This window comes from Loigolactobacillus backii (genome assembly GCF_001663675.1).
GTDB lineage: Bacteria > Bacillota > Bacilli > Lactobacillales > Lactobacillaceae > Loigolactobacillus > Loigolactobacillus backii.
Genome location: NZ_CP014873.1, coordinates 512,817 through 527,572, shown reverse-complemented (window position 1 = coordinate 527,572; position 14,756 = coordinate 512,817). Strand labels below are relative to the sequence as shown.

Annotated in this window: 17 protein-coding genes; 7 read left to right on the top strand and 10 right to left on the bottom strand. The window is 40.9% G+C overall.

The annotated features are described in order from the left end of the window. Positions 1–39: 39 nt before the first annotated feature. Both AYR53_RS02240 and AYR53_RS02235 read left to right on the top strand, forming a co-directional pair. Complete coding sequence (locus AYR53_RS02240; RefSeq protein ID WP_068279064.1) at positions 40–1,350, top strand: IS1380 family transposase; 1,311 nt, start codon at positions 40–42, stop codon at positions 1,348–1,350. Between the two features lie 341 nt (positions 1,351–1,691). Further along, positions 1,692–2,582 (top strand): alpha/beta fold hydrolase, encoded by an 891-nt coding sequence (locus AYR53_RS02235; protein WP_068226053.1) that lies wholly within the window; start codon positions 1,692–1,694, stop codon positions 2,580–2,582. Between the two features lie 107 nt (positions 2,583–2,689). Here AYR53_RS02235 and AYR53_RS02230 read toward each other — a convergent pair whose 3' ends face one another. Then, positions 2,690–3,166, bottom strand: a complete 477-nt coding sequence (locus AYR53_RS02230) for a universal stress protein (RefSeq protein WP_068279605.1) — start codon at positions 3,164–3,166, stop codon at positions 2,690–2,692. A gap of 193 nt (positions 3,167–3,359) precedes the next feature. After that, entirely contained in the window at positions 3,360–3,854 is a 495-nt protein-coding gene (locus AYR53_RS02225) for a GNAT family N-acetyltransferase (RefSeq protein WP_068279608.1), read from the bottom strand. Between the two features lie 159 nt (positions 3,855–4,013). Between AYR53_RS02225 and AYR53_RS02220 the strand changes: the two genes are divergently transcribed. The 4 genes from AYR53_RS02220 to AYR53_RS02205 all read left to right on the top strand — a co-directional run bounded on the left by AYR53_RS02220 (position 4,014) and on the right by AYR53_RS02205 (position 5,783). Further along, on the top strand, positions 4,014–4,328 hold the full coding sequence (locus AYR53_RS02220) for a DMT family transporter (RefSeq protein ID WP_068226057.1): 315 nt from the start codon (positions 4,014–4,016) through the stop codon (positions 4,326–4,328). 15 nt (positions 4,329–4,343) lie between these two features. Next, the gene (locus tag AYR53_RS02215; RefSeq protein ID WP_068226058.1) at positions 4,344–4,688 is read left to right on the top strand and encodes a DMT family transporter; all 345 of its coding nucleotides are present in this window, start codon (positions 4,344–4,346) and stop codon (positions 4,686–4,688) included. Positions 4,689–4,864: 176 nt separating this feature from the next. Next, positions 4,865–5,089: a hypothetical protein gene (locus AYR53_RS02210; protein ID WP_068226059.1), complete on the top strand. Its 225-nt coding sequence runs from the start codon at positions 4,865–4,867 to the stop codon at positions 5,087–5,089. A gap of 397 nt (positions 5,090–5,486) precedes the next feature. Next, a complete protein-coding gene (locus tag AYR53_RS02205; protein ID WP_068279610.1) occupies positions 5,487–5,783 on the top strand; it encodes a cupin domain-containing protein in 297 nt (98 codons plus the stop codon). A 285-nt stretch (positions 5,784–6,068) separates the two neighbouring features. On the opposite strand, the gene AYR53_RS02200 is transcribed toward AYR53_RS02205, so the two are convergent. The 5 genes from AYR53_RS02200 to AYR53_RS02180 form a co-directional block, all read right to left on the bottom strand. Further along, complete coding sequence (locus tag AYR53_RS02200) at positions 6,069–6,560, bottom strand: hypothetical protein (protein WP_068226061.1); 492 nt, start codon at positions 6,558–6,560, stop codon at positions 6,069–6,071. A 244-nt stretch (positions 6,561–6,804) separates the two neighbouring features. Further along, entirely contained in the window at positions 6,805–7,650 is an 846-nt protein-coding gene (locus tag AYR53_RS02195; protein ID WP_068226062.1) for an alpha/beta hydrolase, read from the bottom strand. Positions 7,651–7,764: 114 nt separating this feature from the next. Continuing rightward, on the bottom strand, positions 7,765–8,223 hold the full coding sequence (locus tag AYR53_RS02190; protein WP_068226063.1) for a MarR family winged helix-turn-helix transcriptional regulator: 459 nt from the start codon (positions 8,221–8,223) through the stop codon (positions 7,765–7,767). A gap of 87 nt (positions 8,224–8,310) precedes the next feature. Further along, complete coding sequence (locus tag AYR53_RS02185) at positions 8,311–9,429, bottom strand: glycerate kinase family protein (protein ID WP_068226064.1); 1,119 nt, start codon at positions 9,427–9,429, stop codon at positions 8,311–8,313. Positions 9,430–9,442: 13 nt separating this feature from the next. Then, positions 9,443–10,387 (bottom strand): SGNH/GDSL hydrolase family protein, encoded by a 945-nt coding sequence (locus tag AYR53_RS02180; RefSeq protein ID WP_068226065.1) that lies wholly within the window; start codon positions 10,385–10,387, stop codon positions 9,443–9,445. A gap of 240 nt (positions 10,388–10,627) precedes the next feature. Between AYR53_RS02180 and AYR53_RS02175 the strand changes: the two genes are divergently transcribed. Further along, entirely contained in the window at positions 10,628–11,869 is a 1,242-nt protein-coding gene (locus AYR53_RS02175) for an ISL3 family transposase (RefSeq protein ID WP_063697918.1), read from the top strand. Between the two features lie 174 nt (positions 11,870–12,043). On the opposite strand, the gene AYR53_RS13250 is transcribed toward AYR53_RS02175, so the two are convergent. Genes AYR53_RS13250 through AYR53_RS02165 form a run of 3 tightly spaced genes read right to left on the bottom strand, consistent with a single transcriptional unit; the run spans position 12,044 to position 14,457 of the window. Next, on the bottom strand, positions 12,044–12,208 hold the full coding sequence (locus AYR53_RS13250) for a FeoB-associated Cys-rich membrane protein (RefSeq protein ID WP_075168941.1): 165 nt from the start codon (positions 12,206–12,208) through the stop codon (positions 12,044–12,046). 27 nt (positions 12,209–12,235) lie between these two features. Next, positions 12,236–14,233, bottom strand: coding sequence for a ferrous iron transport protein B (feoB, locus tag AYR53_RS02170; protein WP_068377204.1), 1,998 nt, complete (start codon positions 14,231–14,233; stop codon positions 12,236–12,238). Next, entirely contained in the window at positions 14,230–14,457 is a 228-nt protein-coding gene (locus AYR53_RS02165; RefSeq protein WP_068226066.1) for a FeoA family protein, read from the bottom strand. Before AYR53_RS02165 ends, feoB begins: the two co-directional genes overlap by 4 nt. Positions 14,458–14,756: the final 299 nt, after the last annotated feature.

The following is a 14,756-nucleotide window of genomic DNA, read 5'->3' as shown; positions in this document are numbered from 1 at the left end:
CACAAGTCAGCTATCCACCCAAAGAAAGAGGTCCTTCTCATGGCAACTTTACCGGGAAAACGAGTTAATTTCAATCCTAAATTACATATTTCGCACACTGGTGGTGAACTTTCCACTGATGCTGGGCTAGTGTTGGTCAAAGAATTAATGGCGCAACTCAATTTCACGACCTTAGCGTATCAATTAGTCCATTTTGATGACCAGCGCCATTACGCTCGTTACAGCAACGTTAGTCTACTAGAACAGGTCGTGCTGCAGTTGATCGCCGGTTACCCGGCCGATCTAGCTGCCACCAGTTTGCGCAATGACCCCACATTTAAATTACTATTGGCACAACCGCAATTGGCCTCACAACCGTCATTATCCCGTTTTTGGCAACGCTGTGACGAGCAGACCATCACCTCATTACAAACGTTGAATCAAGCATTGCTTGACCAAGCGTGGACTGGCGCCAAGCAACAACAGCTGATCCTCGATATTGACTCGACTCACGCCGATACTCATGGTCATCAGGAAAAAACGGCCTTTAATGCGCATTACGGTACCACGGGTTACCATCCGCTGGTCGCTTTTGACGGGCAAACGGGCCACTGTTTAAAGGCTCAATTGCGCCCAGGTAATGTTTATACCAGTACGGATATTGCCCCCTTTATCACACCACTACTACAGCACTATCATCAAGTCAAACCGAACGCTGATATCTTGGTCCGCGGGGATAGTGGCTTTGCGACTCCAGAATTATACGAAACTTGTGAAGCCAACGACACTTTTTACTTGATCCGCCTGAAAGCCAATCGGCGGCTGAACCAACTGGCTGAACGTTTTGTTCAGATCAGTGATGAGCAGAATTGGACTGAGACCGAGGTCCATTATTATCGCGCGTCTTATCAAGCCCGATCATGGTCTAAGCCGCGCCAGATCTATATTAAATCAACTCGACCAGCTGGTGAATTGTTATTTCAACATGAATACCTCGTGTCCAATTTAACGAGTTTTGTCGCCGAAGATGCATTTCACGCCTATCACCAACGGGGTCAAATGGAAAACTATATCAAGGAAGCCAAGGCTGGCTTTTACCTGGATAAAATGACTAGCTCGCAATTTATACCAAATTATGCCCGCATGATGCTCAGTGTCCTCGCTTATAATTTAGTCAGCTTGATGCGCCAATTGTTGCCTGTACAACATCAGCGATTACAGGTTACAACCTTGCGCTTATGGCTGTTTAAAGTAGCGGGTAAGCTGGTGACCAGCGGCCGGCAACTTTATCTAAAATTAAGCCGCCACCACGTCTATCAGGATTTGTTTTATCAACTGTTAGCTCGAATCCAAGCGCTACAGTGGGGCTAAACTGGTGCAAAAAATCAAAAAAAGTCGGTTCGGCCAAGGGGCAAGTATGCTCAAAATTGAGGATCAAAAATTTATCCAGCCCCATAATTTGGTAGCCTTTAGCAAAAACAGTACATCTTGGTTTGACTACGCCATAGCAGCACGAGAATTGGTCCAAAATTGTGCGGTATGCCGATATTAAACCTCGTATGAATAATTCGGGATATTAATGGGTGGTTGATCCTAAGTTTTGCTGGTATCATAATACCAATTGCTTTGATGTTTGTTGGTCGAAGAGTTAAGGCACTTGGACGACGGTTATTTTTGGTGCCACATTCTATTTAAGGAATTGATGGAGGATAATGAAACAAAAATGGCTTTGGGGTATTTCGTTAATTGGGAGTTTATTGGTTATTTTAGGGGTTTTCGGCTACGTACAGCAGCGCCAACAAACACGTTCTATTTATAATTACACAACGACACCAACCGTTTTTGTTCACGGTTGGCGTGGTAGTGCCTATTCCAGTAACCAAATGATTGCCGCGATTGAAAGCGCCCACGTCGGTCGTAAGCGTCTGACCGTTACGGTAAGTCCTAGTGGGCAGTTTAGCTACAGTGGCTATTGGTCAAATCGGCGGAAAAATCCTCTGATTCAGGTTATTTTTACGGGGAATCGTGCTGGGGAAGTACAATACGAAAAATGGTTGACCATTTTAATGCAGCAACTAAAAAAACGTTACGGGATTAAGACGGTTAATATTGTTGGGCATTCGATGGGCGCTTACGCCGCAACTTATTACGCCATGAATCATGGTAATCAGGCGGATGTGCCGCGGTTAAAAAAGTTGGTGACGATTGCTGGACCCTTCGATGGGATTGTTGGGCATACTGAAAAATTTCACCCACGTGATGGCACGACTTGGACTGATCGCCCAAACGTTAATCATTTTCTAGAAGGTGGCCAGCCATTAATTATCCACCCGGAGTACCTACGTTTAGAGCGCTTGGCTAATCATTTTCCTAAACAAACTAAAGTACTTAATATCTATGGCGATCTAAAAGATGGTAGTCACTCGGACAAAGTAGTGACCGTGGTCTCTGCAACGTCGCTAGCACACCTCATTAAAGCACGTGCGGCCAGCTACCAAACAAAACGAGTTACGGGGCCACAGGCGGAACACAGTCGATTACACGAAGATAATCCGGTAGTTGATCAAGCACTATTAAAATTTTTGTGGGGTAAATCCAATTGATAAAATAATTAACTAGTTCAACGGTGATTAGGTCGCATTAATTAATGTGCGGCAAAAAGGCGTCTGGAATCTGAGTATTACTTTCAGATTTCAGCCGCCTTTATTTATTACTTTTCGAGTGCAGTGACATTATCTAGCTTCGTTTTAACGACTAAAACGTCAGTCAGTGCATTGCGATTAACGTACTCAGTTACTGAGCCCACCAGCATTCGTTCGACTGCATTGAGGCCTGTAGCACCAATCATAATGAGATCATTATGGTGTTCTTCCGGAAAATCCTTTGAAATAACATTTTTAGGATTACCAAAACGAACGTGAATATCAATGTCATCAAAGTGCTGGTCGGTGCTAATCTTGTCAGTTAATTTCTTTAAATAATTTTGTGCGTCCTCTGACATTCTGTAAATAACATCACCGTCAACAAGCCCAGCGTAGTTATAGCTGTACTGTTTAGTATCAAGCACATTTAAAAGATCCAAGTGTGCGTTATTTCGTTGAGCAACGGCGACTGCCTTGTCGAGGGCCAACTCGGCCTCAGTTGAACCATCGACTGGAACCAAGATATTTTGATATTCTTGTAGCATCATGAAAACCTCACTTTCTGGATCGAATTCATCTAACTTACGATCTAATTATAACTTATTTCTTTAAAATAATTCAATTTAATGATTAGTAGTCCGCGATTATCTATGAAGATGTGTAATTTGTAGCACGTTTAAAACTAATTTTGTTACAGAACGCGTACAATGAATAGTTTTTAGGTCGCCATTTTAGTGACTAGTAAATTCGTTTGCCAAGAATATCCAAATCGCGCTCAATCTTATCCATCTCAGCAACGCGCGGTAAGTGCCCCCAAGTAACGAAACCGTTTTTCTTAAAAAGGCTCAAACTTGGTTTGTTGTGCCCAAAAATGAAAGTAACAATCGTGTTAATCTTTAATGCGGGACATTGGCCTTCCACAAATTCTAGGGATTTTTGGCCTAAGTGCTGGCCGCGAAACCCATCGGCAATGTAAAGGCTTAGTTCAACTGTGTGTCGGTAAGCCGGACGACCATAAAAATCCTCAAGTGCAATCCAGCCAGCAGGTTGAGAATTACTTTCTATTAGCCAAATTGGTCGCCGCTCATTGTAGCTATCAAACCAAGTTTGCCGTTCTTCCACGGTAACGGGTTCAACATCTGCGGTGGCCTGGCGTCCAGGAATTGTTTGATTGTAAGTTTGTACAATAAAAGGGAGATCTTTTTGTTGGGCAATTCGAAAATTAATTTGCATTATATTGTGTCATTCCTTTTTGTTTTGTATCACTATTATGATCATTAAGTTTAGTGGTGACAAGCTTGAGTATTGGGATTATTTTGTGGTATACCAGACATTGGGTAAATTTATTGACCAAACGATGAGTGAGCCAAATTTATGTTGGGAGGTGGCTTAATGCTTTTAGCATACGGTTATTTGGCCGTTGCCATTTTGGCTGAGATTGTGAGTAGCTCACTTTTGAAAATGACGGATGGTTTTAAACGGTTAGGGCCAACTCTAATAGTTATTGTTGGTTACGGGATAACCTTTTTCTTGTTATCAGTTGCGCTAGAGCAATTGCAATTGGGTGTGGCTTACGCGTTATGGGCCGGCATTGGCACACTGTTTACTTCAGTATTAGGCGTTGTTCTTTACAAAGAAGCAGTAACACGCAATAAAATTATCGGTGTTCTTTTAATTATTGCTGGTGCCATACTTCTTAATTTATAAAAAGGGGTGATTTAAGTGCGCTCTTATTTGGCTTTAGTTGTTTCTATTTTTGGCGAAATCTTTGGAACGGCCATGATGAAATATGCACAGGGATTTACAGTATTGGTGCCTTCTGTCCTTGGCATCGTAGCTTATTTTATTTCACTTTATAGTTTATCGCTAGCCTTGGAAAAAATTGCCTTAAGCACTGGTTATGCAATTTGGTCCGGCGGCGGGACGGCCTTAACTGCCATTATTGGCGTTGTGTTTCTTCATGAATCAGTGACCTTAATTAAGTTGGCTGGCTTTTTGTTAGTGATTGCAGGTGTTGTCGTTTTAAACTTACGACCGCTAGTTAAAAAGCCAGTTAAAAGTAGTTAATGTACGTTTGAAAAAAGTGGTTAAATGCTACTTTACAATTAAAAATTCTTACTGATCACACGTTATTCTGATTAGTTTTAGATTAGAGGTAGTAGTCAGAATAAGCGCTTTATGTTACTATTAGTTAATTTCGCGTTATACTGAATTTGTTAATGCAGATAGGGGGTCAACTTAAAATGGATACGATTGCACTTGTACTATTGATTCTTATAGCAGCCGGAGTAGTTTACGTTTCGGCGGGTATTTTATTTGAATGGTTTATTTCTGCTATTATTTTTTTAGGTGGGATCATAATCACATTTATTGGTAATTTTCTGACTCTTCTACTGCAGATAGCGATTCGAATTAAACGCTTATTTTTGAAAACCAAACATTTATTAGAGCGTGTAGGCGTTTCTTAATTTAATACCAAAAAAGTGACCGGGTACGGTTCGAAAAAGTGTTCTAATTCTATTTTATAAGGGTGCTTATAGGTTACCAAAGGTTTACCAGAAAAATAAGTTTATGCCGTTCTTCAATAAAGTAAGCTTAAGTAAGGCTAGAGAATGGTTGAAAGATTGCTTTTTCAAGCACATTTAGGCCAAAGTAATCAGAAAATATTAGTAAAAGTTAATTTACGGATAACTTTCTAGTTGATTAATATTTTGCAGTTGTATGAAGGTATTTGCAACAATAATTTTTGGCCCGTGCTTTTAAAACTAAAGGTGAAAATTATGTTTTGAAAGCGTATGATAAGGGTGATTTCATTCTAAATAAATGAAGATAGCTTTTAAATCAATTAACGAGGAGCCTAGCATCATGAAAATCTTACTGGCAAATGACCGGTTAGACACGCAAGCAGAACCTTTATTAAAAGAGAAAAAGCAGGTGATTACTCACTTACACTTGGCAGGGCAAACAGTTATCCCAATGCAAAAATCGGCTATGACTGTGACGGTTGTTCCTGTTCACGGGCGGGTGGTCTTTGCGACGGCCAACGATAAAACTGAAATTTACCCTGGAAAAGTTGTTGTCATGTTACCTAATGAGGCCCACCGCTTAGAGGCTTTAGAAGATAGTGATGTAATCATGATTCATTATAAATTGGCAGAATAGAGGCCGGGATAAAAATCCTGGTCTCTTATTATTTTTGATCATTACTCTAGAACATGGGCCAAAAGTCTGGGTTCACGTGCCTAACTACAGCTAATTTATAGTACAGTTATTAAATTAGCTTACGTTACGCAGTAAACTTAAAACCGACTTTGGCCCTACTCCCATTAGAGCAGTTTGGTTCAAGTCGGCTTAGATTTTTTAGTATCCGTAAAATTAAAATGAGGGGCCACGGACAATCAACTTGTCGGTAACCCCTCATTTTTTATTTTCACTAGAAATGAACACTTATTTAGTAGCCGCCCATTTTTCAATGGCGTGAGCAGCAAGACCAAAACTTAAAACAGCATCTTTAGCCAAAGTTTTTTGAACTAACTTATGATCTAACTGATCAGTTGCACCAACAACTTCAAAGCCGTAAGTTAAAATGTGCAAGTCGGTTTGAACATCGTAGTCAGTTGCAACCACATTTTCGTGTGCGTACGTATAGTTCAATTCACCGTCTGTTACTGCGCCATCTGTATGGGTTACGATAACGCGATCACTTAAGTCACCTAATGGTTGTTGCCCATTTTGTAAGGTTAATAAGTGGTCGGATTCACTGTCGTAATAACTATCTTCGCTCATTGCAAAATAATCTTGAATGGGTTTTTGTAAAATAGCAAGACTATCAATTGCTTGATAAATTTGTGCGGCGTTAAATGACTCATCACCGGCCTTGATTGCGTCACTGTTTTCTTCTAAATAATCTGCTAGTTGGCTGATCGTTAATTCTGCCACCTTTGCCACCTCATTTTTATGTTTATTTTTAGCCTTTTAAGTTCGGCTTTTCTAATAGTTTACCTGATTTTGGATTAATTGTTAAATTAATGCGAAAAATAACGGCCTACTTTACGAATTGGCGGCCGAATATTACAGCAGTAGACTAGCGCGTACCAAAATAAAGTGCCCAGATTTTACAGCTGCAGGCACACTTAATGTAGTTATTTAGATTTTACAAGTTAATTAATTTTTACGACGTTGATCAATGCTGCCACAAGTCGTGAGCAATAAGATTGGTCACGGTACCTTTTGAGTGCAACTGACTGTGGGTTAGATCGGCTAACTTTTGTTCTTGATAGTGTTCAACCTGGCCTTGCACGAGATAGCGCATTGCTTGAGCTTGAGTATTGGCACCGGCACCATCTGTTAATTTACCGTCTAAAGTACTGTAAACGTTGAAAATCCGAATTGCTCGATTACGTTTCAACACGGATTTGCGAGCCACTAAACGGCGGTAGTTTTTGGATTGGCGCGTTGGCCGATTATTGGTTGCGAAAGGAGTCCCTTCGTGCATGGCGCCATCAATTGGTGCACCAAGTAAAACTAAGGTGTGCAATTTTGGTGTACTTGCGTTGGAATCCAATAAAAGCTGGTTGACAAGTGCGTTGCCACCCCAAGAATGGCCAACAGCATTATAGCTAGTGACACCATAGCGTTTGTGTAACGTCACAAGGATTTGCTGCAGCCAATGTGCTTCTTGACGGTAGAAGCTGGAATTGCGCTTAAAAACGATCTGAATAATTGGGTTAGCCATTTTTTTATTTAAATGACCGTAATAATTAATTGGGCCGGTTGTACTAACAGTTACAGTCATGACTTTACCACCAGCATGCTTGGCGGCCAATTGGTTGATCATTGGATTAAAGGTGAAGCCACCACCTAACCAGCCGTGAACGAAAAGCGTGGGGGTTGCGGATGCTTGGAAGTCCTTATTAATCGTGGTTGGTGTTTGCGGTTGGTTGGTCGCTGTATGATCAACGTAAAGTGAGTAGCCCGTCAAGGTTAATAAGCAAACAATAAACAGCCCGGCAAAAATTTTTTTGAACATAATCGGCCTTCTTTGGTGAAACGAATATAAGCATCTTAAAATGTAACACGGCAAGTAATTCAAATACGGGACAGCAATGGCTTGTTCCATTGGCTATCCCGTATTTGATTAAATTTAATGCTGTAAAGTTGTCGCCTTATTAGTGAAGTTAGTCAAGTGCTCGGTAATTTGGTTAGCAGCAGTCATGAGTTGTTTATATTCATCGTAACTAAAGCCTAATTTTTCTTGGCAGCTATTAACACGGTCAAAAATAACATTACGTTGTTGTTGCGCCTTAGCAGTTAACGTGATAATAACCCGCCGTTCATCAACTTTATCACGTTTGCGGTTGACCCAACCATCCTTTTCTAAACGTTTTAGAAGTGGCGTTAGTGTACCACTATCAAGATGAAGGTAGTGGCCAAGATCGTTAACCGTTAACGTTTTATGCTCCCAAAGTGTTAGTAGCACAATGTACTGGGGGTAAGTTAACTGAAATGGAGCCAACGCGAACGTGTAATATTTATTGAATTGTTTTTGGGCTCGGTAAACAGCAAAGCACAGTTGTTCATCAAGCAAGATTGGTTCAGTCATTAGCCGAAGCTCCTTTTTAAATAAATTATACTTAAAGTCAATTTTACACAATTTAATTGTGAGTTCAAGTAAATTAACCTAAAGATGTTACTTAAGATTAAAAGCACGCCAGGCGTTTTCACCGGCCAAAGTCACAAGCGACTTTGTTTGCGCAATCGTTTTTTCTAAGCTTTGTGGTTCAATAACAGTGCTAATGATCAAATCAATGGTTGTTGGTTGTTTGAGGTCGAACGCACGACTACCGACAATTGCGATGACTGGCTTTTGGAACTCTTTAGCGATTTGACTAACAATTAGTGGTAACTTACCATTTTGTGATTGGCCATCCATCCGGCCTTCACCGGTGATTACCAGATCGGCGGTACTGGCTGCCGTTTTAAAATCAAGTAAGCGGAGAATTTCCTGTGCCCCTGATCTTAAGGTAGCGTGAGTGAACGTAAGTAGAGCAAAACCAAGGCCACCAGCGGCCCCAGCTCCAGGGATGGCCTGTTTTTGTGTGTTTGTCGCGCGGCTTGCAAGTTTAGCAAAGTTGGCCACTAGTTGATCACATTGTGGTAGTTGTTCCCGCGTCAGGCCTTTTTGGCGGCCATAAACAAAAGTAGCACCATTTTTACCGGTGAGGGGATTTGTCACATCACTGAGGCCGGTAATTGTGATTTGTTGAAGGCGCGGATCAAGTTGGCTTAAATCAATTTGGGCTAATTGTTGTAGGCCAGTCAGTCCCGGGCCAACTTCTTGTCCGTATTTGTCAGTGAAATGACCACCAAGTGCTTGCAACATTCCAAGACCAGCATCATTGATTGCGCTACCCCCTAGTGCAATGTAAATGCGTTGAACATCCTGTTTCAAAACGAGTTTGATTAATTCACCGAGACCAAAGCTGGTTGCCTGAAATGGTTTTTTAATTGGACCAACTAGTGGAAGGCCTAGGACTTGCGCGACTTCAATAATGGCCGTCTTATTATCTAAGCGGCCGTAGTTTGCAGTTACGGATTTTCCCAACGGACCAGTAACCGTCGCTGTTTCTAAAGTACCACCTTGCTTTAAAAGGCTTGCCAAGGTGCCTTCACCGCCATCAGCAACTGGTAAAATGGTGGTAGAAACATTGGGGGCCAAACGTTGGATGCCAGTTTGGATGTAATTACCAATTTCTTGAGAAGTCGCACTGCCTTTAAACGAGTCAGCCGCAATTAAAATATTTGTCATCTAGAAATACTCCTTACTGTAAAAACTTAAATTTATGTTGAAGTGCTGCTACTAAACATTGTGCAGCCATTTGTGAGCCATTTTGATCAAGGTGAACTTGATCCGTATAGGTCAAATTCCAAGCTGAAGTTTCAATGATTTGCACCTGGTAGTGACGCCCAACTTGCCGGATAGTTGGTGCACAGCGTTGGCTAAAGGAAATTAAAATGACTAAGCGCGACCGGGAAAATTGGTGGCATAGGTTATCTAAAAGTTTAGCAAAGGCCCGTTTAACTTGTACTTGCTCAAGTCGCCAATCGTTAGTGCCAAGGTTAATGATGATTAGATCGCTTGCGGGAACTGGGCACATCGTTGTCGAATTAATTTTGTTATAAAAGTCAAGCGCGCTTGGAACGTGGCCTTGACCAGGCCGACAAATTCCAGCGGCACTATAAGCAATTCGCTGATCAAGCGCGCCGAAATATTCGGCGGTTAAAGCGGCGTAGCTAGTTTCAGCACGATAGTCAATTGCAGGTGTTTTGCCGGCAACCCAGCAACCAGCAGTAATAGAATCACCGATAAATGTGAACCGTGGGCCACCGGGCTTTACTGCCAGCAACGGTTCTGAACTATTAATTGCGATTAGCGAAAAACCTGCTGTGTTCGTCCAAACATTTGCCTGGTCAGTATTTCCGGACATCACAACTTGTAAATTAGTAGCGGCTGCTAAATAGAGTGTGATTGGTTTGTCACTGATAACCTCACGGTGGAAAGGCCGATTATTAACGCGCCAAGCAACAACTTGTGGTGTGGTCTGGCGAATAAAATACAGGTCAATTTTTGTTGGCTTTACAGCATGACAAAAAAATCCGGCGCCAAGATTGGTCGTGTAATTTTCCTGCCCAGTAGAGAGCCAGCGGCCGTAAAAATAGCATCCAGGAAAAGCAGTATTTGCGTTAGTTTTGATTAAATTTAGCATACAGCACGCTCCCTAGCACTATTATAAAGTTTTAAGGCAAATAAAAAAGTGTGCCGACTGAATTCAGTTGAGCACACTTTAATTGGTGGGCATAAAAGTTTGGGTCTACACTTTCTGGTATTGGTGAATAACTAATACCGGTTTTTTGTCTGTTTTGAAAATCAGAAAAATAAAAAAGGACATCTGTCCTCTTTGTGCTACGATTTAATCGCCAAAACAAATCGAAAAGAGGAAATTCAGATGTCCCTAACTAATTCTATCTTATGCTTATTCGAAATAACAGACCCAAACTTAATTGTCACTGGTATTTCTAAAGAACGGTGTTCCACAAACCAACGTATTCATGTCGTCCATGCAACTTTGTCTTATCAACTTTTAAAGTGCCCACATTGTGGCCATAAAAGCTTAATTAAAAACGGAACTCACATGAGTCACCTGCGTTTAGGAACCTTATCCGGTGGTCGTTACGAAATGCATTTAAAACGTCAAAGATACCAATGTAAAGATTGTTCAAAAACCTGTGGTGCTAAAACTAAGTTGGTTAATCGTAACGAAACTTTCACACACAATATCAAACATCAAGTGATCGTTTTGGCACGCGATATGTTGACGAGTAAAGAAATTGCTAAACTTTGTGGAATTTCGCCAAGCAGTGTTCAACGAATCCTAAATGCCAATATTCACTTAGCCTATCGTGTTAAACATCTCCCAGAGAATCTTTGCTTTGATGAATTTCGTTCCTGTAATCACTGGATGTCCTTTAATTGTTGCGATGCCGTTAGTCATCGCCGAATTGTTACTTTAAAAGATCGGCTAAGTAAAGATATCATTGACTACTTTGAAGCTCGTTTTTCGGTTCAAGAACGTGCCCAAGTTCAATCAGTGACGATTGACATGAATGCTGAATATGGCAGCTTCATTCATCGCTTATTTCCCAATGCGGCCACGATTATCGATCGTTTCCATATTATTCAACTGGCTGGGCGTGCCTTAGATAATGAACGCACGCAGACCATTCGTACTATCCAAGATAAGCATTCACGAATTTATCATATTTTAAAATCTCAATGGCGTTTATTTCATCTTGATGAAATAAAAGTTAATGATTCTAAGGCTGTTTATTTACGCGGAATTAACGAGTATATGACGCAACAAAACGCCATTGATTTAGCTCTAGACGCTTTTCCCAGATTTAGATCTGTGTATCAAACCTATCAAGGTATCTTAAGTGCCATACACCAAAAGGATGCTAATGCGTTCCAATCCTTACTTACTAACTACCAACCCACTAGTAATCAAATGGACATAACGATCAACACGTTTATCAAAAATGGTTCAGCCCTTCTAAATAGTTGTCGTTATCCATTTTCCAACGGTCCAATTGAAGGACTTAATCGTAAAATCAAGGCATTAAAGCGTAACTGTTTTGGTTTTCGAAATATTGACAACTTCTTTATCCGGATTAGTTTAATTCATGAGTAAACAAAAAGCACATTCACCGAAGTGAATGTGCCGTTCAAAATCTCCACCAATACGATTTGACAGAGACCCAAAAGTTTTACTAGTGATTTTTGATTTCTTTAAGCAACGTTTGAGACTTATTTTTGTTAGTGCTTTTCTGACTAGCTTATTCTTTTCAAAACTTGTCAGCCACAATTAATTTGGGCGGCGTTTGGCGTCCACCATCATTTTCTTTGCTGCACATTTATAATCGCAAGCAGCGCATTTTCCTTGTTTAGATTTACGTAAGACCTTAACAATTTGCCAACCTGCAGTTGCGACAATTGCGGCCGTGATAACTAAATTAACGAATAAAGCCATAATTAATTTTCCTCCATTTTAGTTTGATCAGCGAAGTCCGATAAGTAAGCCACCTTGATAAATGAAGAAGGCGAGACCATAAGCAACTAGTAAACTGACAACAACTGAGTAAGCGGCCCATTTCCATGTGCCAGTCTCTGCCTTGATAATAGCAATTGTTGCAAAGCAGGGAATGTAAAGCAAGATAAAAACTAGAAAAGCGTAGGCCGATAATGGGGTAAACAAGTGAGCCAGCGCCGCAACCAACATTGAACGGCCAGCAGTATGGTAAAGCACCATTAGTGTTGAACCAACGACCTCTTTGGCCAGAACGCCAGTTAAAATAGCGCTGATGGCTTCCCATGAGGTGATGCCAATAGGATGGAAGAGGGGCAACAAACTACGGCCGATCAAAGCCGAAAAACTTTGCCCAACGTTTGTAGCAACACCAGATGGTCCAAGGTAGCTAAGCAACCAAATCATGACAGTCCCACCAAAAATAACGGTACCTGCTTTATGAATAAAGCCCTTACCCTTATCCCACGTTCCCTGTAAAATAATGTTGGCCTGTGGCATATGGTATTCCGGCAATTCAATCATAAAAACGGAAGTCTCTTCAGAATGGAAAACACTCTGGTAAATTTTAGCCAAAACTAAGGCAACCGCAATTCCTAAAAAGTAGAGCGACAAAACAATGGCTGCTTGGTGTTTACTAAAAAAGGCGGCAACGAAAAGACTGTAAATTGGCAAGCGCGCTGAACAACTCATATAGGGTGAAATTAACGTTGTGATCAGCCGTTCCTTAGGTTGTTCGATTGTCCGAGCCGCCATAATTCCTGGAACATTGCAACCAAAGCCGATAATTAAAGGGATAAAGGCCTTGCCATTTAAACCAACCAGTGACATTAATTTATCCATTACTAAGGCCGCACGGGCCATGTAGCCGGAATCCTCTAGTATCGAAATACAGGCAAATAACATAAAAATTTGGGGCATAAAAACCAGGACACCACCAACGCCGGCGATGATACCATCAACGATCAAAGAATGAAGAAAAGGGAGTGCCCCCAGCGTTGTTAATAATTGATTGGCGCTACTAGAAAGTGGGCCAGAAATAAATTGATCTAAAATATTTGATAATGGCGTTCCCACCCAATCAAAGGTTAATTTGAACATTAGAAAGAAGATACCGGCAAAGATTGGTAAACCAAGTACGGGATTGGTTACAACCCGATCAATTTTAGCCGTAATATCAGTAATTCGTGGATTTTGGGCCTGCTGGCGAGCTTCTTTTAAAGTTGCCTCAATAAATTCCAAGCGCGCTTGATAAATTTTGTCGGCAAAATGTTGCGCCTCATAGTACGGCTGTTGGTTAAGTAGTGGCGTCAGATTATTTTCTTTTGCATAGGTAATTACGGCCTTGTTAGCGTTCATAAACTGAATGGCCAGCCAACTGGCAAATTGTTCACCTAAATTATAGTTACGTTGCAAGCCACGAACAGCCTGCTTAATTGCCGTTTGAATGGCCGAGCTATATTCTAGCTTAAATGTATTGGGGGTTAAATCAGGCTCAGCTTGTAAGAACTGTTGCTTAAGATCCTGAACACCTTTATTACCCCGAGCATTTGTCGCGACTAGATTACAACCAAAGGCATGACGTAAAACATCAAGGTTATAGCTGATGCCTAATTTGCGCAAACTATCAATCATATTTAAGGCAATGATTGTTGGTTTACCAAATTCGAGCAGCTCAATGGAAAGCAGTAAGTTACGTTTAAGCTGAGCCGCATTAGCTACGTTGAGGATGATGTCTTGTGGTTCGTTAAGTAAAAAATTAGTTGCAACGGCCTCATCCTTCGTCAGCGGATTCAGTGAATAAACTCCGGGAAGGTCGACAACGGCTAGCTGGCTATTTTTAATGGCACCAACTTTTTTTTCAACCGTTACGCCGCTCCAATTTCCCATGTAAGCGTAGGAATCGGTTAAGCGATTAAATAGGGTTGTTTTCCCAGTATTAGGGTTACCAAATAGCGCAATTGTCGTCATAAGGTTCCCCCCTTTAGCTGGGCCACTAGTTGTCTGCGTAAACCGACACGTTGTTGATCGAAGGTGATGATAATCGGGCCGTTAAATGGATAACGACGAATAATCTTAACCTTCTTCCCAAGGGTTAACCCGAGATCACGTAAGCGATGCTGTGTTTTCTCGTCAAGTGCAGTTAAATCATGTATGTAAAACGTCTCTGAGGGCGTTTGCTTAAATAAAAACATAGGCTCAACTCCTAAAAAGCTGAATTAAATGACCAACAAAATGTGAACTGAATCGTTTATAGATCCATAAACAAAATTCATATTGTCATTATAAAGCAAAGCGCCTTTAATTAGTTGAAATTACGAAAACTAATTGACATTGAAAATCATTTGTAATCATTTTGTCATATTTAGACAAAAAATTATTTAATTTGAATCAGATTAAAAAAAAATTAATAAATTCTTAGATAACACGTCGTGACAGCTTCATAAAACTAATTAGTAACTTAAAAACTGACAGTTGGCCATTTTAAGCCATT